This window comes from Balneicella halophila, from assembly GCF_003096835.1.
GTDB classification, from domain to species: domain Bacteria; phylum Bacteroidota; class Bacteroidia; order Bacteroidales; family Balneicellaceae; genus Balneicella; species Balneicella halophila.
The window spans coordinates 658,104-680,327 of sequence record NZ_QENZ01000003.1 but is presented as its reverse complement, the minus strand read 5'-3'; the positions used below and the strand labels follow the sequence as shown (position 1 = coordinate 680,327).

At 35.0% G+C, this 22,224-nt stretch carries 21 protein-coding genes, 2 tRNA genes and 1 other RNA gene; 9 read left to right on the top strand and 15 right to left on the bottom strand.

Annotated features, from left to right (window positions below):
* Positions 1-63 precede the first annotated feature (63 nt).
* Positions 64-1,074, top strand: coding sequence for a LacI family DNA-binding transcriptional regulator (locus C7377_RS03045; protein ID WP_116495845.1), 1,011 nt, complete (start codon positions 64-66; stop codon positions 1,072-1,074).
* Between the two features lie 3 nt (positions 1,075-1,077).
* On the opposite strand, the gene mazG is transcribed toward C7377_RS03045, so the two are convergent.
* Complete coding sequence (gene mazG, locus C7377_RS03040) at positions 1,078-1,866, bottom strand: nucleoside triphosphate pyrophosphohydrolase (RefSeq protein WP_116495844.1); 789 nt, start codon at positions 1,864-1,866, stop codon at positions 1,078-1,080.
* 101 nt (positions 1,867-1,967) lie between these two features.
* On the opposite strand from mazG, the gene C7377_RS03035 reads away from it, so the two are divergent.
* Both C7377_RS03035 and C7377_RS03030 read left to right on the top strand, forming a co-directional pair.
* A complete protein-coding gene (locus C7377_RS03035; RefSeq protein ID WP_116495843.1) occupies positions 1,968-2,918 on the top strand; it encodes a PhoH family protein in 951 nt (316 codons plus the stop codon).
* Between the two features lie 86 nt (positions 2,919-3,004).
* Positions 3,005-3,077: transfer RNA gene (locus C7377_RS03030), tRNA-Phe, on the top strand.
* Between the two features lie 69 nt (positions 3,078-3,146).
* Here C7377_RS03030 and C7377_RS03025 read toward each other — a convergent pair.
* The 3 genes from C7377_RS03025 to C7377_RS03015 are packed head-to-tail and all read right to left on the bottom strand — an operon-like array spanning position 3,147 to position 5,455.
* Entirely contained in the window at positions 3,147-3,608 is a 462-nt protein-coding gene (locus tag C7377_RS03025; protein WP_207778396.1) for a LexA family protein, read from the bottom strand.
* A complete protein-coding gene (locus C7377_RS03020; protein ID WP_116495842.1) occupies positions 3,608-4,861 on the bottom strand; it encodes a Y-family DNA polymerase in 1,254 nt (417 codons plus the stop codon). The genes C7377_RS03025 and C7377_RS03020 overlap by 1 nt, the downstream gene beginning before the upstream one ends.
* A 39-nt stretch (positions 4,862-4,900) precedes the next feature.
* A complete protein-coding gene (locus C7377_RS03015) occupies positions 4,901-5,455 on the bottom strand; it encodes a 5-formyltetrahydrofolate cyclo-ligase (RefSeq protein WP_133241450.1) in 555 nt (184 codons plus the stop codon).
* A 107-nt stretch (positions 5,456-5,562) separates the two neighbouring features.
* Here C7377_RS03015 and C7377_RS03010 point away from each other — a divergent pair, with 107 nt between their 5' ends.
* Complete coding sequence (locus tag C7377_RS03010; RefSeq protein ID WP_116495840.1) at positions 5,563-7,077, top strand: AsmA family protein; 1,515 nt, start codon at positions 5,563-5,565, stop codon at positions 7,075-7,077.
* A gap of 140 nt (positions 7,078-7,217) precedes the next feature.
* Here C7377_RS03010 and C7377_RS03005 read toward each other — a convergent pair whose 3' ends face one another.
* Together C7377_RS03005 and C7377_RS03000 are read right to left on the bottom strand one after the other, a co-directional pair.
* On the bottom strand, positions 7,218-8,027 hold the full coding sequence (locus C7377_RS03005) for a head GIN domain-containing protein (protein WP_116495839.1): 810 nt from the start codon (positions 8,025-8,027) through the stop codon (positions 7,218-7,220).
* Positions 8,028-8,095: 68 nt separating this feature from the next.
* Positions 8,096-9,778: an alanine/glycine:cation symporter family protein gene (locus C7377_RS03000; RefSeq protein ID WP_116495838.1), complete on the bottom strand. Its 1,683-nt coding sequence runs from the start codon at positions 9,776-9,778 to the stop codon at positions 8,096-8,098.
* A 212-nt stretch (positions 9,779-9,990) separates the two neighbouring features.
* On the opposite strand from C7377_RS03000, the gene C7377_RS02995 reads away from it, so the two are divergent.
* Together C7377_RS02995 and ssrA are read left to right on the top strand one after the other, a co-directional pair.
* A tRNA-Leu gene (locus C7377_RS02995) sits at positions 9,991-10,072 on the top strand.
* 83 nt (positions 10,073-10,155) lie between these two features.
* Positions 10,156-10,559, top strand: a transfer-messenger RNA (tmRNA) gene (gene ssrA / locus C7377_RS02990).
* Positions 10,560-10,755: 196 nt separating this feature from the next.
* Here ssrA and C7377_RS02985 read toward each other — a convergent pair.
* A complete protein-coding gene (locus tag C7377_RS02985; RefSeq protein ID WP_207778395.1) occupies positions 10,756-11,538 on the bottom strand; it encodes an alpha/beta hydrolase in 783 nt (260 codons plus the stop codon).
* A 275-nt stretch (positions 11,539-11,813) separates the two neighbouring features.
* On the opposite strand from C7377_RS02985, the gene leuB reads away from it, so the two are divergent.
* Positions 11,814-12,887, top strand: a complete 1,074-nt coding sequence (gene leuB, locus C7377_RS02980; RefSeq protein WP_116495836.1) for a 3-isopropylmalate dehydrogenase — start codon at positions 11,814-11,816, stop codon at positions 12,885-12,887.
* A 61-nt stretch (positions 12,888-12,948) separates the two neighbouring features.
* Here leuB and C7377_RS02975 read toward each other — a convergent pair whose 3' ends face one another.
* The 5 genes from C7377_RS02975 to C7377_RS02960 all read right to left on the bottom strand — a co-directional run bounded on the left by C7377_RS02975 (position 12,949) and on the right by C7377_RS02960 (position 18,512).
* A complete protein-coding gene (locus C7377_RS02975; protein WP_116495835.1) occupies positions 12,949-13,701 on the bottom strand; it encodes a hypothetical protein in 753 nt (250 codons plus the stop codon).
* A 153-nt stretch (positions 13,702-13,854) separates the two neighbouring features.
* Complete coding sequence (locus tag C7377_RS09490) at positions 13,855-14,898, bottom strand: homoserine dehydrogenase family protein (protein ID WP_207778394.1); 1,044 nt, start codon at positions 14,896-14,898, stop codon at positions 13,855-13,857.
* 19 nt (positions 14,899-14,917) lie between these two features.
* A complete protein-coding gene (locus C7377_RS09485) occupies positions 14,918-16,282 on the bottom strand; it encodes an aspartate kinase (protein ID WP_207778393.1) in 1,365 nt (454 codons plus the stop codon).
* Positions 16,279-17,241, bottom strand: coding sequence for an alpha/beta fold hydrolase (locus C7377_RS02965; protein WP_116495834.1), 963 nt, complete (start codon positions 17,239-17,241; stop codon positions 16,279-16,281). The genes C7377_RS09485 and C7377_RS02965 overlap by 4 nt, the downstream gene beginning before the upstream one ends.
* The gene (locus C7377_RS02960) at positions 17,238-18,512 is read right to left on the bottom strand and encodes an O-acetylhomoserine aminocarboxypropyltransferase/cysteine synthase family protein (RefSeq protein ID WP_116495833.1); all 1,275 of its coding nucleotides are present in this window, start codon (positions 18,510-18,512) and stop codon (positions 17,238-17,240) included. Before C7377_RS02960 ends, C7377_RS02965 begins: the two co-directional genes overlap by 4 nt.
* Before the next feature lie 483 nt (positions 18,513-18,995).
* Between C7377_RS02960 and nhaA the strand changes: the two genes are divergently transcribed.
* The gene (nhaA, locus tag C7377_RS02955) at positions 18,996-20,309 is read left to right on the top strand and encodes a Na+/H+ antiporter NhaA (protein ID WP_116495832.1); all 1,314 of its coding nucleotides are present in this window, start codon (positions 18,996-18,998) and stop codon (positions 20,307-20,309) included.
* 55 nt (positions 20,310-20,364) lie between these two features.
* Here nhaA and rplI read toward each other — a convergent pair whose 3' ends face one another.
* The 3 genes from rplI to rpsF are packed head-to-tail and all read right to left on the bottom strand — an operon-like array spanning position 20,365 to position 21,473.
* Positions 20,365-20,829, bottom strand: coding sequence for a 50S ribosomal protein L9 (gene rplI / locus C7377_RS02950; protein ID WP_116495831.1), 465 nt, complete (start codon positions 20,827-20,829; stop codon positions 20,365-20,367).
* A gap of 23 nt (positions 20,830-20,852) precedes the next feature.
* Positions 20,853-21,122: a 30S ribosomal protein S18 gene (gene rpsR / locus C7377_RS02945; protein ID WP_116495830.1), complete on the bottom strand. Its 270-nt coding sequence runs from the start codon at positions 21,120-21,122 to the stop codon at positions 20,853-20,855.
* Between the two features lie 3 nt (positions 21,123-21,125).
* Positions 21,126-21,473 (bottom strand): 30S ribosomal protein S6, encoded by a 348-nt coding sequence (gene rpsF / locus C7377_RS02940; protein WP_116495829.1) that lies wholly within the window; start codon positions 21,471-21,473, stop codon positions 21,126-21,128.
* A 204-nt stretch (positions 21,474-21,677) separates the two neighbouring features.
* Here rpsF and C7377_RS02935 point away from each other — a divergent pair, with 204 nt between their 5' ends.
* Positions 21,678-22,187: an outer membrane beta-barrel protein gene (locus C7377_RS02935; RefSeq protein WP_116496215.1), complete on the top strand. Its 510-nt coding sequence runs from the start codon at positions 21,678-21,680 to the stop codon at positions 22,185-22,187.
* Positions 22,188-22,224: the final 37 nt, after the last annotated feature.

Here is a 22,224-nt window from a genome sequence, read left to right as displayed (position 1 = left end):
ACAGATTTCTTTTTGCGTAAATCTTGCTAACTTTAACGCTTAATCACCGTATAATCTACACTTATGAATAAAAGGGTTACTATAAAAGATATCGCAAAAGCATTAGATGTATCGATATCAACTGTTTCTAGAGCTTTAAAGGATAGTCCTGAAATTAGTCCAAAAACTAGAGAACTAATCAAGAAAACAGCTAAGGATATGAAATACCACCCAAATCCTATCGCAGTTGCTCTCAAGACTAGTAAATCACATACTATTGGAGTTATAGTTCCCAAAATTGTAAATACATTTTATGCAGGTGTTGTTGAAGGTATCGAGGAAATTGCAGATAAGCACGGATATCAAGTTTTCGTAAGTTCGACTAATGAAGATTATCAGAAAGAAGTAAAGCATGTGAATGCTTTTATCAATAGTCGCGCTGATGGTGTAATTCTTTCTTTATCAAGAGGGACAACGGTATTAGATCATATTCAGCATCTACAAGATTTAGAGATTCCTACAGTACTCTTCGATAGAACTACCAAGAATTTGAAAATCCCCAGAGTAGTCACAGATGATGCAAAGGCTGCTTACAAAGCCGTGATGCATCTTATCAATGGTGGAGCGAAAAATATTGCCATGTTATCCGGTCCAAAGCATTTATTGATTGGACGAAATCGTACTAGAGGTTATCAAGAAGCTTTAGAAAAAGCAGGACTCACATTCAATCCTGATTTGGTCATTCATTCTGATTTCACTATAGATAATGCACAAAAAGCAACTAAAAGTTTATTGGAAAATGAAGATGTAGATGCTATCTTTTGCTTAAATGATGACTTAGCTGTTGGTGCTATTTATGCTGCCAAAGAACTTGGACTCAACGTACCTGAAGATGTTGCAGTTGTTGGATTTTATAATAGCAAACGTTCACATTATATGAATCCATCAATATCTACAGTGGATTTAAATCCTCATGAGCTGGGCGTATTAGCTGCAGGTCTATTGTTTGAACACATCACTAGTGGTGAGGTCGATAACGAAAAGGAAATTGTTGTTCCTTCAAATCTCATTATCAGAGAATCTTCAAAAAGATAGCCCTCACTCGTCTGTCTTCATCTGTTGCTTCGCCTCTTCCCACAATTTGTCCATTTCAGCCAAAGGCATTGCTTTTAAGTCTTTACCTTGTGCGATGGTCTTGCTTTCCAAATAAGAAAATCGCTGGATAAACTTTTGGTTCGTGCGTTCTAGCGCCGTATCAGGATTAATGCCGTAAAGTCGTGACGCATTGACTAGAGAGAAGAGCAAATCACCAAATTCTGCTTCTTTTTCTGAAAAATCACTGTTGTTACGCAAATTTTCTTCGAACTCTGCTAGCTCTTCCTTCACTTTGTCCCAAACTTGTTCTTTCTCATCCCAATCGAAGCCCACTCCTCTTGCTTTGTCTTGTATTCTATGCGCCTTTATCAATGATGGCAGAGACTGTGGAACTCCTGCTAAAACAGAACGATTTCCTCCCTTTTCTTTCAATTTTAATTTTTCCCAATTTTCAGAAACTTCAGTTGCGCCCTCTACCCCAACATTGCCATACACGTGTGGGTGTCTATAAATCAACTTATCACACACGCTATTTAGCACATCCGTAATATCAAAAGCACTTTGCTCCGAAGCAATCTTTGCATAGAAAACAATATGCATGATGATATCTCCCAATTCTTTCTTGATCTCATTATAATCATCAGCCAAAATTGCATCACTCAACTCGTAAGTTTCTTCTAAAGTTAAACTTCGCAATGATTCTATAGTCTGTTCCCTATCCCAAGGACATTTCTCACGTAATGTACTTATGATTTCTAATAATCGTTGAAAGGCTTCTAATTTCTTCTGCATAATACAAATTTTAATTCACGAAGATACAGCTTCATTTCTGAAAGCAAATCCATATTTCCAAAAATTTTTCATTACTTTGTCTAAAGTTGAATTCTATTTTTATGATTGAAAAAAATATATTTCTTGGAAATATTGACCCTGTAAGTTTTTACGGCGTTGCCAATGAAAATCTCAATTTATTGCAAAATGCCTTCCCAAAGATAAAACTTGTTGCACGTGGCAATGAGTTGCTAATAAAAGGGGAGCAAGAAAAATTACATCAATTTGAGATTACGCTTGAGCAACTCTTTGACCATTATCATAAACACAATCTATTGACCTTAAAAGATATTACATCTATACTCGACAAGGGTACATCAAATAAAGCTGAAGGAGGTAGTGATATTTTACTTTATGGAAATAATGGGAAAATGATTCGCGCAAAGACGAAGAATCAAAAAAAACTTATCGAACTATGTGACAAGAATGATCTTGTTTTTGCACAGGGTCCCGCAGGTTCCGGAAAGACATATATGGCTATTGCTATTGCAGTGTCAGCCCTACGCTCCAAACAAGTAAAACGAATTATTTTAACTAGACCAGCCGTAGAGGCAGGTGAAAACTTGGGATTTCTTCCCGGCGATTTAAAAGAAAAGCTTGATCCTTATTTGCAACCCTTGTATGATGCTCTTATCGACATGATTCCGCCACGGAGGCTTGCTGACTATTTAGAAACAGGCACTATACATATTGCTCCTCTAGCCTATATGAGAGGACGTACATTGAGCGATGCATTTGTGATATTAGATGAAGCCCAAAACAGCACAACAAGCCAAATGAAGATGTTTCTCACACGTATGGGATTAAATGCGAAAGTGATTATCACCGGTGATGCCTCACAAATAGATTTACCGAGAAAACAGCAATCAGGACTCATTCAGGCTACTCATTTGTTGAAAGACGTCAAAGGAATCGGGCACCTTACATTTGATAAGTCTGATATCGTAAGACATCCTCTGGTTCAGAAGATTGTAGAGGTCTATGCTAAGCATGATGAGATGAATTCTAAGTGATACCGTCAAAAAACAGACAATAATTTATAAATCTTTTTTGCAAATCGAAAAATTTGATTACATTTGCACTCGCTAAACAATAGTGCGGTGCCATAGCTCAGTTGGTAGAGCACAGGACTGAAAATCCTGGTGTCCCTAGTTCGATTCTTGGTGGCACCACACCGCAAAAACCACAATTACTTAGAAATAAGAGATTGTGGTTTTTTGTTTTTACACAAAAAAAGTATGCTATAATTCTCTTACCAAATGAGCCACAACTCCTAAGCAAGAAAGCGTATCATCTTCCTCCAAAGGAATATTTGAAAATTCAGGATTATCAGCAATCAACTTATTATTCGTCTTATCAAATCTCTTTACTGTAAATTCACTATTATTTAGAGAAAGTATCCCTATCTTATTATCTGTAAGCTCAACATGTGCATAGACGACCAACAAATCATTAGGTTGTAGCGTTGGAGCCATAGACATTCCTTTTGCTCTAATCAAAAATGTTGAATTGGGCTTTGACAGGTATTTCGAGTCTAAACTTATACGCTTCTCTTTGTAGTCTAATGCAGGACTAGGAAATCCTGCTTGTATCCCCTCTTCATAATATTTCACTAAAACATTATTAGCAATATCAACTCGAAAATCTAAGAGCTCTAATTCTTCAGAAAATTTCGGTAATTGTATCTTTTGTATTTTCACCATTATTCCACTTCTAAAAGTTCATTCCAATTGGTTGTATAGCGCTGAGAAATATATTCTTTTTTTAAGCCCCACGTATCTTTGTTTGAGAAAGCTGTTTTTACTTTATTTTTCCCAAATTTTTCGTTAAGATTATCCATCGTAGTCATTAATAAGCGCTCTTTTTTATCTTCATAAAAAAATAAATTTTGCTGCACTTCATTTTCAGGAACTAAATCTGAGACAATCACTCCAGCTTTTTTATAATCATACCCTTGCCGATAGATGTTTTCTATTCCTTTCACGGCGTATTTAATCAACGTCAAGTTGCTATTGGAAGCATAAGGCAGTTTTATCTTGATGCTATTGCCGTATTGAGGCTTGTTCTCATTAAACCGATTCGTAAGTACGAAGATTTCTATTTGTTTACAGGCTGTTTGCTGTTTGCGTAATTTCTCTGCACAACTTGTCGTAAAGGTTATCACCCGCTCTTTCATCTCAGCATATTCTGAAAGTGTTGATGAAAAGCTACGAGTTGTGGCAATACTTTTTTTCTTCTGAGAATCTTCAAAACCAATGCTTGAGACTCCTTGTAAGTCATGTTTCAGTCGTAAGCCAACAATCGAGAACTCCTTTTTTACGTAAGCGTCTGGAAGTTGTGTAAATTGATAAGCATTTGTGATGCCTTTTGCTATCAGTCGCTTTGTCAACCTGCGGCCTATGCCCCAAACTTCACCAATCTCAGTCCACTCCAAGGCTTTTACGCGTAGTTCTTCCGAATCTATAAGATGAACTCCTTTGGTTTGTGCAGGAAACTTTTTAGCTACTTTATTGGCAATTTTAGCCAATGCCTTTGTTGGAGCAATTCCTATGCTTATAGGAATGTGAGTACATTTTGACACCTCTTTGATAATCTCAATACCATATTCATTTAAATCATAATTAGTAAAGCCTGAGAAGTCCAAGAAACTTTCATCAATGGAATAAACCTCAATCTTAGGAGTGTATGTTGCAAGTATGCTCATCACTCTATTGCTCATATCCTCGTAGAGTTCATAGTTTGAAGAACGTACAATGACATTTTCTTTCTTTATTAAGTCTTTACACTGATAGAGCGGTTGTCCCATCTTTATTCCCAATGCTTTCGCTTCATTGCTTCTCGCAATAATACATCCATCCTGATTGCTGAGTACCACAACAGGTTTTCCCCTGAGCGCAGGCTGGAAGACCCGCTCACAAGAAGCATAAAAATTATTACAGTCAATCAATGCAATCATGATGCAAAATTACAATTAAAAAGGTTGAAATTGTAAAAGCTAACTTTCGCAACCACTAAAAACGGCATCTAATTTTGTATCGTGTGACTCTCTTGGCACATTTTGAACTCTTTGAAAGGGATAGCAAATTCCTAATTTATACGCAGATGGATTTTCAGCTAAAAAGGTATCATAATATCCTCCACCATAACCCAGCCTGTAATTATCTAAACTAAAAGCTAAGCCTGGAACAATAATCAAATCATATTCTCCTATATATTCATGATCTCCAGCTGGATGCGATGTGCCGAAAACACCTTCATCAAGTTCGTCTAAAGAATGGAGAACAAGATGCTTAAGCCTGCGTTTTGGCAAAGTCTTGGGAGAAATAACTGTTATACAACTATCAAGCATTTTTTCAATTAAAGGAAAGATATTCGGCTCTGTACCCATAGGAATAAAACAATGCACTTTCTGGAAACGTTGTGTCGTGATTAAATCCCAAACCGACTGGCATAAACATTCATCAATTTCATACTTTTCGTCCATGTTTATATGAGCTCTTTTATAGTGCATTTCACTACGCAAGTCCTTTTTCTGCTGTATGATGTTCATTTTACTTAGTAATTTGTTAAAACCAAAAAGCAAGATACATAAATATGTGTCTCCTTTTAAGATATTATTCCTCTTTTTCTTATCTTCAAAGTTCAAAATACTCAATTATGAAAAAATATAAATGGTGGATTGTTGCGGGAATTGTTCTGGTTTTGCTCAGCGGTGCAGGCTTTTATGTTGCAAATCTTGCAGAAAACAAAATAAAAACAGAACTTGATAAAGCTCAAGTAGGATATAGCGATATACACGTTAGGCTCTTCCCTTCGAATGTTGAAATAAAGGAGGTAAAATACCAGAAAGAGCAGAAAACAGGTTTTGCAAAAAGTCTAAAAGTATCAGGTGTTTCCTATTGGGACTATTTAATCAATAAAAACATCAATATAGATAAAATAATAGTGTCCGAACCTACTTGGGAGCAAAAGTCGTCTGATAATGAGTCAAATGAGAAGAATAACACTCCTGATTCGCTACCGCAAATAACTGTTAAAAAGTTTCAGATTGAGGAGGCAAATGTCCTAATGACAAACGGTCAAGATACAGTACTGAACCTGAACAATGGAAATCTCAACTTGCAAGATATCTCCCTAAACAACAACACGATGAAAAGGAAGATACCTTTAGAATGGGAAGAAGCTTCGTTTACTTTCGAAAAATTATTTTCGCATATTGATAAAATTCATAGTCTTAGTATAGAATCTTTTGCTTTTGATACAACCAATTTTACCATACAGAACTTAGAAATTAATCCCCGATATTCTCGCGCAGGATATGTGTATCACATACCTCATGAGAAGGATTTAGCCACATTGAAAATTTCAGAAATTTCTGGCAAAGAATTCCATCTTAAAAATCGTAAAGATACTTTGGCTTTTAACCTAAACATGTTAGACGTAAAAAAGCCTAACCTTAATCTTTATCGAGACAAGACTGTAAAAGATGACCCTACCCATAAAAATCTATATAGTAAGATGTTACGCATAGCACCTATTCTTATTCGGGTTGATAGCATTATAATAAATAATGGATATGTTTCTTACGAAGAAAAACATAAGGAAGAGCAGGGTGCAGGAAAAGTAACCTTTGCAAATTTTGAGGCTAATATTGGGAAACTCTATAACCATGACCCATCAGGAGAAATTCCAGACACAAAAATAAACATGAAAGCCTTAGTCTTTGATGAATCTCCAGTAGATGTAGATTGGACATTTAACATTGGCAGTCCACAAGATTATTTCAACATTCAGGGCAACGGTCATAATTTTAATGCAACATCAATAAACAACTTCTTGACTCCGGCATTCCTTATTGAAACAGAAGGAATAGTCGATAAGTTCTATTTTAATTATTCAGGAAATTATGAAAAGGCAGCTGGAGATTTTCAGATTTACTACGATAATTTTAAGGTGAACCTTCTAAACAAAGATAGAAAAGAAAAGAAAATCCTCTCTTGGATTGGGAATCTATTTGTAAAAAACAAACCAAAGAGTGATGGAAATGGAGAAACCCATGTTGAAGATGTGAAAAGAGACGACACAAAGTCTTTTTGGAACTACTTCTGGAATTGTATTCAAGAAAGTCTAGTGCAATCACTAACGGTTAAGAGTGACGATAAAAAGGATTAATCTATGGGAAAGAAGCGGTGCGATTTATCAAAGAAAGCGTATCTAAAAAAGTTAGATACGCTTTCTGAATCAAAGTATATTTGCAAAAAATGTTCTCGTATATCTTCTAAAAAGAAGCACCTCTGTAAGGTAAAGCTAGCCTAATGAACGGATACATCTCCACCACTGCTTTCATCGCGATTTACAAACTCAGGATCACCTTTATATTCAATGTCGGCACCAGAACTTGCGTCTGCATCAAGTTTTGACACTGCATACACTTCAATATGGGCTGCACTACTTGCGTCTGCATCTACATTAGTGGCTATTAGGTCATAAAGTTTCGCACTTGATGCACTGCTTGCATCTACTTTTAATTCCTCGCATTTACCTGATACTCTCACATTTGCGGCACTTGACACATCTATCTCTACAGTATTCGCTTCTAAACTCTTTAAGTCAATAGACGATGCACTGCTAGATTGGATATAAAAAGAAGATGCTACAATTTTGTCTTCGCAGGTTATTTCCGAAGCTGAAGAACTTGAAAGACTTTCCAATTCAGTAAATGTTACAAAGACAGTCATTTCTGTGTATTTGCGAATCTTATCTTTTACATAGATTTTCAATTTACCATCTTTCACTTCCGTGATAATATTGTCTTGCAAATTACTATCAGTACGTACGACTACTTTTTGCTTCTGCCCTTTCACCAACTTTACTTTGATGGCATTTTGGGAAGAAATATCCTTAAAAGCATCGACCTCACGTACCTCATCTACAACCTCTTTGTTTCCTTTCTCTCCTTTAGCAAAGACATTTAGGACTTTCTCTACATCAGAATCCTTAATATCTGTAGAATTTAAAATCATTCTTTCCTCAAAGCTTTTTTTGATTATTGGTTCTTCTTTGAAGGCGAATAGTATAACAACAAATGTTGCTACACCTAGTAAGGTAAAAAAATATTTCATAATTTTAATATTTTATGGTTTCGTATATAAAGTAAGACGCAATATCAGTTTATTAGGTTACAAAACCATTAGCTTAATTTTTTTCTTTCAGGAAACTCGCCTCCAAAATAGCTCCAGTAGTCATTAATTGTTTTTTTCATATCCTTACGCAACATAAAAATTCCAACCAAGTTAGGCAATGACATCAGGGCGGTAGTAATTAAAGAAGCAGTCCATACAATTGTGGTATCCATAAATGAACCAATAAAAAATATGACACAGTAAAATAATCGGTAAAAAATCAGGTATTTTGTACCAAACAAAAAAACAATGGAACGGCCACCGTAATACGCCCATGCTAAGGTTGTAGAAAAAGCGAACAAAAGCAAACCTAAAGTAACGACCCAACTACCATATTTCCCCATGGGACTTTTAGTAAAAGCAACTGCAGTGAGCGGTGCACTATGCATCAATGATTCCCCTTCAATATTATAGTTAATATCTCCCACTATTGACCCCTCATTAACTTTTATTTTTTTAGTAAGAGGGCTACCATCTTTGTTTAGGAATACCACATCCTCAGCCAACGAACGTGCATGGATAATAGAAACCTCATCTTGTATTTTGCCTCCTTTTACATCCAAAGTTCCAGTAAAATTCTCAATCCCTTTGTTATTTCTCACATAGTTAGATAATTTCATTTTTTGTTCTGGGTTAGTATCATCATATACACCCGTTACTATTTTCATATCTGCATATTGGAAGCGATTATGCAATTTCTCTTTCCACACGCCCGATGATAATAAAACCAAACCTGTGAGCGTACAAATTATTATAGTATCAATAAAAGGTTCCAAAATAGCTACCACTCCTTCAGCAAAAGGCTGTTCGGTTTTGGCTGATGCATGGGCAATAGGAGCAGAACCTTGCCCGGCTTCGTTAGAAAACAAACCACGACCAACACCTTTACTAAAAGCAAAAGAAATACTCGCTCCTAGAAATCCTCCAACGGCTGCAGTACCAGTGAAAGCATCTCTAAATATGGATATAAAGGAAGGAATTACATTTTCATAATTGTAAACAACAACAATAATTGCGGCTATAAAATAGATTAAAGCCATACCTGGCACTAATTTTTCTGTTACTTTCACTATTCGCTTAATGCCTCCAAGAATTACAAATCCTAAAAGAATTGCCAATACTAAACCTGTAATCCAATTGTCTAAGCCAGTAGTTGTAAATACAGAGTTAGCAATACTGTTTATTTGTGGTAAAGCACCTGTTCCAAAAGAATTGAAAACCACCATAAATGCGAATATCCCTGCCATCCATGGTAATTTCAATTTGTTCTTCATATAATACATCGGACCTCCGGCAATTTCTCCTCTGTCATCAACTTCCCTGTATTTATGCGACAAGGTAACCTCTACAAACTTCGTCGTCATCCCGAGGAAAGCTGTCACCAACATCCAAAACAATGCTGCTGGCCCCCCAATAAAGATTGCCATAGCTACTCCTGCTATATTTCCTGTACCAACTGTGCCTGATAAAGCAGTAGCTAACGCCTGAAAATGTGAGGTATCACCATGGGCGTCTTTTTTATCATAAACACCCTTAACTACTCTCACAGCATGTTTGAAATAGCGTATCTGTGGAAATTTCAGGTAAATAGTAAAGAAAATCCCCACTCCAAGCAATAAAATAGGAAACCAAGGAGAACTACTACCAATGTAACTATCGACAAGTGTTAGGAAATCATTTAGTGCATACATAAATTTTAAGATTTAAGTTTGTTTTTTCGCCTATCAAGGTAAAAAAAATCAACTAAAAAATAATCACTCATCCTATTTTTTTATTGTTTTTCCCTGAAAAAAATTAGATTGATTGTGAATAGTTAAAAAGATTATTTCATACATTGGATGAAAACAGATAAAAATATAATTTTGTATATCGAACGGAAATTTATACCTTTGCCCAGCATTTTGCCCAGATGGCGGAATTGGTAGACGCGCTGGTCTCAAACACCAGTGAGGAAACTCGTGCCGGTTCGATCCCGGCTCTGGGTACATTAAAGCCTTGACAATTTGTCAGGGCTTTTTAGTCTGCACAGTTTTTGCATATTAGTGAATGCAAGTTCTTTGAAAATATTGGGGTTGACTGGTTTTGACAGCACGTAGAAGAGATACGTAAGCATGTCGAGCATCGTAACATTGGCTCGTAAATCTTAATGTTGCAACTTTTTAACTGGCGAAAATAATTACGCTCTTGCAGCCTAATCGAAGTTTAGTAGATTACGCTTAATCCTCGTACAAGGTACGACGACAAGACATCTCGCTGTAGGGACACGCTCTGTTCCTTGCAGTATATGAGGTGTAGAGAATTCAGAGCTAGTTACCTTTGAGTCTTTCATAGGTAGCGAAATCCTAAAAGACTAAGGATATTGATGGGTGGTTTTATGCCGGTCTTATCACGAAAATTAAGATAAAACTAAGCATGTAGAAAGCCTATTTGTTCCGTGTTTGGACGCGGGTTCGATTCCCGCCAGCTCCACAATATAAATTATAAGAAAATAAATTATAAGAGTTATTAATACAAAACTAGCCTATATTTAGTCTTATGATTTTAAGTAAATTATTTCGATTTAGAAATGGTAGCATAGTAGAATAAAAGAGAAGTTACTACAGTATGTAATAACTTCTCTTTTTTTTATCAAAGTTTTAAATTAAAACTTGTTCCCGTTTCACTAAGCCTATTCTTCTGAAAAATCTTTTCGTATGAACTCAAGAAGTTTGGGTTGAATTATATTTTTTCTCCACCAAAACTCAAATCGAGGTACATGCCCTGCTCCCTTTATTAAAACTAACTCGTGCGGTATATCTTTAGCCGTTAGTACTGAATCTAAAGTTATGGATTGATGTTTATTCACCAATACATCTAAAGTTCCTTGGAACGTAAGTGTAGGAACATGGCTCACTTGACTTATTGGGCTGGCTTCTTTCAGCTCTTCTTTTGCATCTTCGAAAGATTCTCCTTTCTTACCTACGATTTTCTTAAATACACCTTCGGTATATTTTTTATATAATCTCGTATTTTCGTAATTTTCAGAATACAAATCTGCAGGCCCTGCAAAGGTTATTATCTTATCAACGATATTTGGATTATTATAACCATACATCATACTAATATGTCCTCCCGAACTTTCTCCTAAAACTATAATGTCTTCATCTTTATGAAAATTTTCCATGACATATCGGGTAGCTTTTGCTAAATCTTCGACTTGGTCTTTATAAGTTGTCCCTTTTTTTACTAATCGGTAATCAATATTAGCACTAGGAATTCCATTTTTCAGAAAAAACTTTTGTATACTTCTTATGTGCCACTTCTTTCCAATAGACCATCCACCACCATGCACGATTATTACAAATGCAGCATCACGAGTATCTTTTGGAATAAATACATCCATCTTCTGTTGCTTATCATCTCCGTATGAAATGTTAAATATCTTCTTATTCTCCTGACTATCTGTTTTCACACGATAAGAACTACAAGAGCTCAAAATGAAGGTAGATAATACTAATAAAATTCGTCTATGTTGATTACATTTATTCATCTTTTTATTTTTATGAATATTTGCAAGCTTTATGCCAATAGATTGAAAATGAAAAAACATGAACCATAGTGCCTATTATTATTCTCAAATCTATTTTACTTCTTGCTTTAATTTTGGTTTGTTATAAGGAATTTTCTTTAGCTATCTTTTTCTTTTTATCTTTATAACTATTAAAAGTATCGTAAATATCCATAGTTATGAAATTAAACATTGCAGTCTTACCGGGTGATGGAATAGGTCCCGAAGTAATGAATGAGGCATTGAAAGTAACGCAAGCTATTTGTCACAAATTTGGACATCAATTGAAAACCAAAGAAGGGATTGTTGGAGCGTGTGCTATTGACAAGCTTAGCGACCCGTATCCTCTACAAACGCATCAATTATGTCTGGAGTCTGACGCTGTATTATTTGGTGCTTTAGGTCATCCCAAATATGACAACAATCCTAACATGAAAATACGTCCAGAACAAGGATTACTTCGTATGAGGAAAGAATTAGGACTCTATGGAAATATACGACCTGTAATGTCATTTCCTTCACTTATTCAAAAATCACCACTGAAAGCAGAGATAGTAGAAGGTGTTGATTTTGTCTTTATTCGTGAGTTGACAGGTGGCATCTATTTTGGCGAACCACAAGGACGCAGTGAAGATGGCAACACTGCCTACGACACATGTATTTACACCCGTAAAGAGATAGAGCGAATTTTACATTTGGCTTATAAATTTGCGAAACAACGTCGCAAGAAAGTAACCGTTGTGGATAAATCGAACATCATTGCAACATCTCGTCTCTGGAGACAAATAGCAAAGGAAATAGCCTCACAGTATCCTGATGTAGAAACTGATTATTTATTAGTTGACAATGCAGCAATGCAAATCATTCAAAGACCCAAAACCTTTGACGTATTGGTTACTGAAAACATGTTTGGCGATATCCTAACCGATGAATCTGCAGTGATTACAGGTTCTTTAGGGCTACTCCCTTCTGCGTGTATTGGAGAACACACCTCTTTATTTGAACCAATTCACGGTTCTTATCCGGAAGGGGCAGGCAAAAACATTGCCAATCCATTAGCCATGATTCTTTCCGTTGCTTTAATGTTTGAATACGCATTCAAATTAAAGGAAGAAGGACAATTAATCCGTGATGCCGTAAATGCTAGTTTAGAAGCAAACATCGTAACGGAAGACATCTGTGATGGAGAAAAAGCTTACGCTACCACAGAAGTTGGCGAGTGGATAGTTTATTGGATTCAAAAGCAACAATAATTTTATTTAGAAAAGTACATTCCCTTTTAGCATTTTAAAACTGTATATATTGCTAATTGTATTACATATTGCGTAGTGTATTTATTAGCACGCTTATGTTTTTCAAACTACCACTTTGAATATAATAATTGGAAGCATCCATTGAAATAGTGCCATTGAGCAGTGCATCTTGTGGTAGTAGGTAGTTGTTTGCTATAATATATTTAATCGTTTCCCGACTGCAAACTCCTGCAAAATCATAATACCAATTGTTACAACTAATAATCTTGCTTATCTTCGATTTTTCATTTTTATTGGAGTAAAGTAGCTGTTCTTTTTGAAGTAATCGTTTAATGTCTGGCTTTATCCTAACTAACACAAAATAATCATAATTCTTGCTTGCTCCATTATTCAAATTCGGAATATATTGACCATCTTGATTCCAATCCTTTTGTTCTAATAGCAACAAATTAGAGAAAAAAGCACACGATTTAATGTTGATTTTCTTCCCTCGGTATTCTAAGTCTGTATCATCCCAAATACCTCTTCCATGTACAGAGACATCAGGCAAAATAATGTCCGCTAAACCCTCATCTTTAAATTTATTGTATGTCACATATTCGGCTAACTTACCTTGAAAAGTATTTCCAAATAACTCTCCATTTTTTCTGTTATTTTGTCCCCCAGAGCGATGATTTCGATGATGCCCGCTACCGAAAGTCATTTGATAAGCAAACTCATAACTATTGACAATGTTTTCCTCACTTATAGCCTCAGGCATAAAAGGTTTCACATTAGTAATAAAAAACTTATTCTCAGAGGCAAAAAGCTTCATTTTTTTTCAAAAATTTAAACCAATAGAGAGGTGATTCCCTTAGAATACTTCTACCAAGATAATGAAAATTAACGAATTCTGCTTGTTCTTGATTCTTCTTTTCTATTTTTCAGAAAACAGCTAAGCGATAACTAGTCCCTGGATATTTTAAATTTATTTTTTATCCGCAACCCTCAATAAGTCACCAAATACACCACGTGCAGTAACATCAGCACCTGCACCTGCACCTGCACCTGCACCTATTATCGTTATAGGATTATCATTATATGATTCTGTATAAATTTCAAAAATAGAGTCGGAACCTTTTAAGCTACCCAGTGGACTATCATTAGGAACTTTGACTAACGAAACCTTTAAATCTCCCTTGTTTTCTTGCAGATTACCTGATAAATCGCCAATATATCGTAACACTTCACCTTTCTTTAATTCAGCTCTCTTATATTTATAAAACTCATCAATTTTCTCAATATTTTTAAAAAATTGTTGAGTTTCCACATCCCTCAATTCCTTGGGAATTAAATTGTCTATCACAATATCATCAAATTCATTCTCTAAGTCCAGTTCTCTTGCTAAAATCAAAAGCTTTCTTGCCACATCATTTCCGCTTAAATCCTTTCTTGGATCTGGTTCTGTATAACCTTTTTTAACTGCCTTTTTTAAAAAGTAACTAAAAGGTTTGTCGCTTTCAGAAAATGAATTGAACAAATAGCTTAAAGAGCCGGAAAACACCCCTTTTATTCGGGTAATATTTTCTCCTGACTCATGCAATACTCTAATAGTGTCAATTATAGGAAGACCGGCACCCACATTAGTCTCATACAAATATGTTTTATTGTATTTTTTCAGGCAACTTCTTAGGTTTTTGTATTTTGTATACTGTTGTGTATTAGCAATCTTATGTGATGATATCAAATCAAATCCGTTCTCAATATATGTGACATAATTTTCAACAAAATCAGCACTCGATGTATTATCAATTGCTACTAAATTCTCTAAATGATTGGCAGTTGCATAGTCAATAATAGCTGTGGTATGGTGTTTAGAAACTGACACACTTTCTATTTCTTTTCGCCAATTTTTAGAAATTCCTTTTTCGTTCAACAACAGTTTTTCAGAACCTGCAATCGCAAAGATGTTTAGATTCAGGTTTTTCTTTTCCAGTATTTTCTTCTTGGATTTTAATATCTGATTAATCAATGAACCACCTACTGTCCCTTTACCAATGACTGCAATATTGATAGTTGTTATAGCACAAAATTTGTGAATGAATGACGTTTACAGCTTTCTGTGCGTCTCGCTTGGCTACAACTAAACTGATATTATCCTCACTTATGGAATTATTTACCAATAAAATTGAAATTTTATTTTGTTTAAGATAAGCAATGGAAGATGAAAAATTCGCTATATTCTCACCCACAACCGTAATTACAGAGATGTCATCTATTATCTTAATGCTTTGAATATCATGTGTCGATATTTCATTTTGAAACTCTTCTAAGAGGCTAATTCTTGCCAAAATCTTAACATCATTTGGAATAATAAAGCTAACACCACGCTCTGAGGAACCTTGTGAAATAATCCCAAAACTAATCCCTAAAGCACCTAAGCGTGAGAAAATTCGTGCGTCTGTACCTACTTTTCCTAATAAACCCTTACCAATAATATCTATAATCGCATAGTCATCTAGTACTGAGATAGATTTAATCCCTGTGGGTGTTTTCTCATTGCTTATTAAAGTACCTTCATTGTCAGCGTTAAATGTATTAAGTATCCTTAGAGAAATGTTTTTCTTAATCAAAGGATAAATGCTTTTGGAATGCAGAATTGAAGCGCCGAAATTAGATAATTGGCTCGCTTCAGAATAAGTGATTTGATTGATAATTTTAGCATTGTCTACAATTGAAGGATCGGCAGTAAAAATACCATCTACATGAGTATAACTCTCAATCTCATTTGCATTTAAGAAATTCGCAATCAAAGAAGCAGTATAGTTCGTCCCATTACGCCCTATTGTCGTCGTCTCTCCTTGCTGATTTGATGCAATAAATCCTGTTATTATGGGAATAATTCCACTATTAATTTCTGCAAAACATTCAATAGCATTTTGCTCAGATACTTCTTGAAAAACACTTGCATGACCAAATTCACTGTCTGTTTTTAGAAACTGACGACTATCAACGGCTTTCGCATTTACACCAAATTCATTAAGCAAAGTAGCAACTGTTTTAGTTGCGAGAATTTCTCCTTGTGCTAACAATAAATCTTTAATTTTCAAGGTATAGTCACCTGTAAGTTTAACTCCTTTTAGTAAATTTCTAATTAGAATAAACTCCTCTTGAAAATAATTCCCCTTAAGGGGCAAGGTTTGATATGCTTTAAATTGGTTGAAAAGTGCTTCATAATCATTCCCTTCCTTTGCCATAGCCAGCAAATTTGCTAACCCATCAGTGGCATTACCTCTTGCCGATAATACTACCACAATATCCTTATCCTTTTTGATTTTATCTCTTATAATTGATAGTACGTTCGTTATTCCTTGTCCATTAGACAAAGATTTTCCTCCGAATTTTAATATTTTCATTTTTTTATTATTAAAAAAACATGCTGTAAAAAATTAGTAATCTGCTGATGCTCAATCAGAAAAGCATCATGCCCATGAATGGATTGTATTTCATAATATTCATTCTCAATCCCTTTCTGGTTGAGTATTTTTTGCGTTTTGATATTTTCATCAGCAACGTAATACAAATCACTATTAACGGCAATTTGAACAATTTTTGATTGTATTTGCGATAAATCGTCTTCCTCTATTCTTATAGTAGTCAACAAATGATTCATCAGCAAGTAAGCTTTTAGTTTATATCTTTCATTTAGTTTCTTACCATGATGATTTAGCCAAGACTCTACATTAAATTGCAATTTATCTTCAGTTTTCGTTCTATTGAATTTCTGTGTAAAAGAAGCCGGCGTTCTATAAAATAACATCGCCATCTTTCTTGCATCTTCCAAAGGTTGCTTGGAATTGAGCAGGATATTTTCTTGTATCGCACTATGCCCGATAACCCAATCAGTCGCTTTCCAATCTGAGGCTATTGGAACAATATATTCTGAAAATGAAGGATATAGACATGCGATTTGCCAAGCTATAGATCCGCCCAAAGAGCCTCCTATAATAGCATGTAACTTTTGTACATTTAACTCAGCGAGCACACTATAAAAAATCTCTGCAATATCTTTTACGGAAAAATCCTTATAATTATTAAAAAAAATATTGTCATATCCATTACCCGGAATATTCAATGCAATAACTGTATATTTATTTAAATCAATCAACTTGCCTTCTCCAACAATTTCTTTCCACCAGCCTTTTTTCTCACTTACTACATCAGAATTTCCTGTAAGTGCATGATTTACTAAAACTATTGGCGCACTGTAAAGTTTTTTACCAAAGATTTGAAAAGAAACACTCAACTCTGGATAGCGAGTGCCCTTTTCTGTAGTAAAATCATATAATTTATGGTGCTGTAATATTCCCATCATATGGCTTTAAAAGCATTCAATAAATCATTCTTCAGATCTTCAACATCTTCTAAGCCTACAGATGGCCTGATAAGATTATCAGTAACTCCGGTTGCAATTTGATTTTCCTTACTAAATTGTTGGTGCGTAGTACTTGCTGGGTGTATCAGCAGTGACTTTGTATCTCCTAAGTTTGCTACTAATGCGAATAATTTAGTTGTATTAGAGAATTTCTTAGCAGCCTCATATCCCCCTTTCAGACCAAATGTCAGTAACCCGCCTTGTCCTTTAGACAGATACTTCTGAGCTAATTCGTAGTATTCACTGCTTACTAAACCCGGGTAGTTCACCCAATCAACCTCTTCTTGTTTTTCTAGCCACTTAGCTAATTCTAGTGCATTCTTAGAATGTTTTTGTATTCTTACATCTAAAGTCTCCAAACCCTGAATTATCTGAAAGTCATCGTACGCATTTAGTGAGCCACCAAAATCTCTTAAACCTTCTAATCTAAGCTTTGAAATAAAGGCGAGCTCTCCGAGAGATTCTACATATTTAAACCCATCATATCCTTTTGATGGTTCTGTAAATTCTGGAAATTTACCACTTGCCCAATCAAAAGTACCTGCATCTATCACAGCTCCACCAACAGTTGTGCCCTGTCCAGAGATGTACTTCGTTAATGAATGCACAACAATATTAGCTCCATATGTTATTGGATTTAGCAACAGTGGACATGTTACGGTATTGTCAACAATGAGAGGAATCTTATTTTCATGTGCAATTTTTGCAATTCCCTCTATGTCTGGAATGTCAAGCTTAGGATTTCCTAAAGATTCAATAAATATAACTTTTGTATTCTCATGGATATTTGTACGGATATTTTCTAAATTGTTTGAATCCACAAAGCTCGTCTCTATTCCAAAGCGAGGCAGAGTAACACTTAATAAATTAAATGTACCACCATATAAACTATTACTTGCAACTATATGGTCACCTGACTTTAATAGAGTCAATAATGTCGTTGATATTGCGGACATCCCAGAAGCAAACACTGCTGCTCCTATCCCTCTCTCAATGGCAGCTAATCGCTTTTCCAGTATGTCATTGGTAGGATTATTTAATCTCGTATAAATGTACCCAGGTTGTTTTAAACTAAATAAATCTGCTGCATGGTCTGTATTTTCAAACACAAAACCGGAAGTTTGATAAATAGGAACAGCCCGAGTTCCAGCATTTTCTACGGTATTATGTCCTATATGTAAAGCTTGAGTATTTTGTGATAATCTTGTCATTTTTCTATTTTTTTATTGATAAATTCTTAGTAATAAAAAAAGTCCCTTTGGATATGTATTACCGAAGGGACTCTAAAAAATAGTTTTCATTTCTTTTAATCTGGGTAATACAATAGCATTATGTGCATCATCATTTGCATCATTCCCATCATCATTGAATTAGTATTGTTATTTATAAAACGCATCTATTAGTAAGTTAAAAACAAAAAAGCCCTTGCTCTCGCAAAGGCTTCAAATTATTATTTCTTTTATTTAGTTATATAATAATGTCCTTTGCGTAAATTTCTTTACTCATCATCATAGACATCATCATATTTTTATTCAATTTCATGTGAACAAAGGTAAATAACTTATTGTAATGTCCAAGCTATTCAACTCAAAATCGAATAGAATATTAAGTAATCATTAGATAATCAAACATTTTAAACCTAAAATATTTTATTTATTAACTTTGTCGTCCTTGGATATTAAAAAATCGAAACAATGACCAAATCTATACTACTCACTCCATTTCAAAAATTCTTTAACACAGAAAGTCTCAGTGGTATTCTACTGTTAGCTGCTACAGTCGTAGCACTAGTTTGGGTCAACTCACCTTTTGCTGAGTCCTATCAAGCCCTTTGGGAATATCAATTGGGATTTAGAACGCCCTTTTTCGCATTGAATAAACCTCTGCTGTTATGGATCAATGATGGACTAATGGCGGTATTCTTTTTTCTTATTGGTTTAGAGATCAAAAGGGAATTGATGATTGGAGAGCTCAATTCAATGAAAAAAATAGCCTTCCCTCTAATTGGCGCTATTGGAGGAATGATCGTTCCTGTGATATTTTACCTTGCGTTGAACGACAGTCCTGAAACGATGAAAGGTTGGGGGATACCCATGGCAACTGACATTGCTTTTTCTCTCGCTGTTTTAAAGGTACTGGGGAAACGCGTTCCTTTGGGACTCATTATTTTCTTAACTGCCTTTGCTATTGTAGATGATATTGGTGCTGTATTGGTCATTGCTTTGTTCTATACCGGCGATATCGATGTCGTTTTATTATTGTGGGCGGCGGGATTTCTCGCCATATTATACTTTTTAACTTACAAAGGGTTTTTTTCGAAATATCTCGGATTAATTATTGGAACTGTAATATGGATATTGTTTTTAAAAGCAGGTATTCACCCCACAATCGCTGGAATATTAATGGCTTTTTCTGTACCTGTAAGACAAAAAATTCTCACTTCAGAATATCTTAATGAATTAACAGCAATAACAGATAATCTCAAGAAAGCCAAAATTCTAGATGAGTCTATTCTATCTAAAGAACAAAGAGATGAGATTAATCATTTAGAGGAATTAACTAAAAAGTACCAGTCTCCCTTACAAAAACTTGAGGATAGCTTACACGGATGGGTTGCCTATTTTATCATTCCTATATTTGCATTAGCTAATGCAGGAGTATCATTTAGCGGTTCCAATATCGATTATCATTTTGTTTTTGTAATTACGATCTCTTTAGTTTTAGGGAAGAGTATAGGTATCACAGGGTTAGTTTTACTTGGGAAGAAATTAAAACTTATTGATATCCCTAATGATATATGCACAAGACATATTATAGGTGTTTCTTTCTTGGCAGGTATAGGATTTACTATGGCGATTTTTATTGCAAGCTTAGCTTTTATTGGAGACCCTGTTCATATAGATTCTGCCAAGATTGGCATTTTAATAGGTTCATTTATAGCTGCAGTTATTGGGTACATTATATTAAGATTGAATACGAATAAACCGAAAATATCCTCAGAGCAATAAATAATAAAGGCTGTACTCAAACGAGCACAGCCTTTGCTTTAATTGTGAAATAGTTTTATTTCTTTTCTTCTTTAGTTTCTTGTCCTACCACCTCAAAAGAAATATCTGTAGAAACTTCTTTGTGCAATTTTACTACAGCCTCATAAGTACCTACTGTTTTTACAGGATCTTTAAGGGTAATACGTCTTCTGTCTAGTTCAACACCGTGCTCCTTAATGGCATCAGCAATAGTGGCATTGTTTACAGTACCAAAAAGCTTCCCTTTATCACTTGTTTTTACTTTTACTTTAAGCTCCAATCCTTTTAGCTTATTGGCTAATTCTTGAGCTTCGTCTCTAATCTTGACCTCTTTTTTAGCCTGTTGCTTCATAGTCTCTTCATGCGCTTTTATCGCAGAAGGGGTTGCAACCACTGCTATACCTTGAGGAATCAAATAGTTGTGTCCGTATCCTGGCTTTATTGTCACGATATCATTTCTATCGCCTAAGCCTGGCATATCTTTCTTTAAAATAACTTCCATGGTTTCGTCGTTTTTTGTTTGTTCTACTTCATTAAGTCAGTTACGTAAGGCAATAATGCAAGATGTCTTGCACGCTTTACTGCTTGTGCAACTCTACGTTGATATTTCAACGAAGTCCCTGTGATACGACGTGGAAGGATTTTACCTTGCTCATTCAAAAACTGCTTCAAATAAATTGGATCTTTGTAGTCAATGTACTTGATTTTGTTTTTTTGGAAACGACAGTATTTCTTCTTTTTAAGTTCTACTGACGGTGGGGTAAGATATCTAATTTCAGTTTGATTTGTTGCCATGTCTTATGCCTCCTCTTTTTTAGCTTTGTTTTTCTTAATTCTCTTCTCAGCATATTCAATCATGTCCTTGTCTAATTTGAAAGTCAAGAATCGAATAATGCGCTCGTCACGACGGTACTCTGTTTCTAAGGTGTTTACAAATTCACCTTCAGCTTCAAATTGTATCAACTGGTAAAATCCTGTTGATTTCTTTTGGATAGGATAAGCTAACTTACGCAATCCCCATTTTTCTTCGTTTACGATTTTACCTCCGTTGTCAGTAATTAGTTTACTGAACTTGTCTGCCGCTTCCTTTACCTGAGCTTCAGATAAAACGGGAGTTAAAATGAAAACGGTCTCGTAATTGTTCATAATAAAACCTTTAAATTATTAAATGTATAATACTTCTTGTACTCAAAAAGTGTTGCAAAATTACTTCTTTTCTTCTTTGTATCAAAATTTTAGAGAAATTTCTCTTCTAAAAAAATTTTTCTTCTTTATCTCTCTTTGTAGCTTAGATTCTTTAGGGCACATTATTTGCAACATCTTTAATATTAACTTAAAAAAATGAATATCATGAAGAAATTAACAGTTATTGTCGCAATGTTGTCGTTAGCGACTTTGTCATTCGGACAAAGATTAATGCCAGGAGAAACACAATTGAATGCAGGTTTTGGATTTAATTCTGGCGATTGGGAGATTCCTATTTATGTTGGTGTTGATTATGGAGTACATCCAGACGTTACAGTGGGTGGTATTCTATCATATTCTTCTGCTGATATTAAATACCATGGAGATAAAGATGACGGTACATGGTTGAGTATAGGTGCTCGCGGAGATTATCATTTTAACACAATTCTTGAAATTCCTAATAATTGGGACGTTTATGCGGGTCTAACATTAGCTTATAATAATTTTAGCTATGATCATGACTGGGATGGATATGACTATGATGATTCAGGCATTGGTCTTGCTGCACAAATTGGCGGTCGTTATTATTTCCAAGATAATTTTGCGATAAATCTTGAATTTGGTGGCGGAAATATCGCTTCAGGTGGTAAGATAGGAATTACCTATAAATTTTAAGATAAAAATATAGCCCAACAAAAAAGCCGACAAATTG

Bases quoted from the DNA above. Each gene is read 5' to 3' on its own strand.
- C7377_RS03045 (WP_116495845.1), top strand. From the start codon at position 64: ATGAATAAAAGGGTTACTATAAAAGATATCGCAAAAGCATTAGATGTA.
- mazG (WP_116495844.1), bottom strand. From the start codon at position 1,866: ATGCAGAAGAAATTAGAAGCCTTTCAACGATTATTAGAAATCATAAGT.
- C7377_RS03035 (WP_116495843.1), top strand. From the start codon at position 1,968: ATGATTGAAAAAAATATATTTCTTGGAAATATTGACCCTGTAAGTTTT.
- C7377_RS03025 (WP_207778396.1), bottom strand. From the start codon at position 3,608: ATGGTGAAAATACAAAAGATACAATTACCGAAATTTTCTGAAGAATTA.
- C7377_RS03020 (WP_116495842.1), bottom strand. From the start codon at position 4,861: ATGATTGCATTGATTGACTGTAATAATTTTTATGCTTCTTGTGAGCGG.
- C7377_RS03015 (WP_133241450.1), bottom strand. From the start codon at position 5,455: ATGAACATCATACAGCAGAAAAAGGACTTGCGTAGTGAAATGCACTAT.
- C7377_RS03010 (WP_116495840.1), top strand. From the start codon at position 5,563: ATGAAAAAATATAAATGGTGGATTGTTGCGGGAATTGTTCTGGTTTTG.
- C7377_RS03005 (WP_116495839.1), bottom strand. From the start codon at position 8,027: ATGAAATATTTTTTTACCTTACTAGGTGTAGCAACATTTGTTGTTATA.
- C7377_RS03000 (WP_116495838.1), bottom strand. From the start codon at position 9,778: ATGTATGCACTAAATGATTTCCTAACACTTGTCGATAGTTACATTGGT.
- leuB (WP_116495836.1), top strand. From the start codon at position 11,814: ATGAAATTAAACATTGCAGTCTTACCGGGTGATGGAATAGGTCCCGAA.
- C7377_RS02975 (WP_116495835.1), bottom strand. From the start codon at position 13,701: ATGAAGCTTTTTGCCTCTGAGAATAAGTTTTTTATTACTAATGTGAAA.
- C7377_RS09485 (WP_207778393.1), bottom strand. From the start codon at position 16,282: ATGAAAATATTAAAATTCGGAGGAAAATCTTTGTCTAATGGACAAGGA.
- C7377_RS02965 (WP_116495834.1), bottom strand. From the start codon at position 17,241: ATGATGGGAATATTACAGCACCATAAATTATATGATTTTACTACAGAA.
- C7377_RS02960 (WP_116495833.1), bottom strand. From the start codon at position 18,512: ATGACAAGATTATCACAAAATACTCAAGCTTTACATATAGGACATAAT.
- nhaA (WP_116495832.1), top strand. From the start codon at position 18,996: ATGACCAAATCTATACTACTCACTCCATTTCAAAAATTCTTTAACACA.
- rplI (WP_116495831.1), bottom strand. From the start codon at position 20,829: ATGGAAGTTATTTTAAAGAAAGATATGCCAGGCTTAGGCGATAGAAAT.
- rpsR (WP_116495830.1), bottom strand. From the start codon at position 21,122: ATGGCAACAAATCAAACTGAAATTAGATATCTTACCCCACCGTCAGTA.
- rpsF (WP_116495829.1), bottom strand. From the start codon at position 21,473: ATGAACAATTACGAGACCGTTTTCATTTTAACTCCCGTTTTATCTGAA.
- C7377_RS02935 (WP_116496215.1), top strand. From the start codon at position 21,678: ATGAAGAAATTAACAGTTATTGTCGCAATGTTGTCGTTAGCGACTTTG.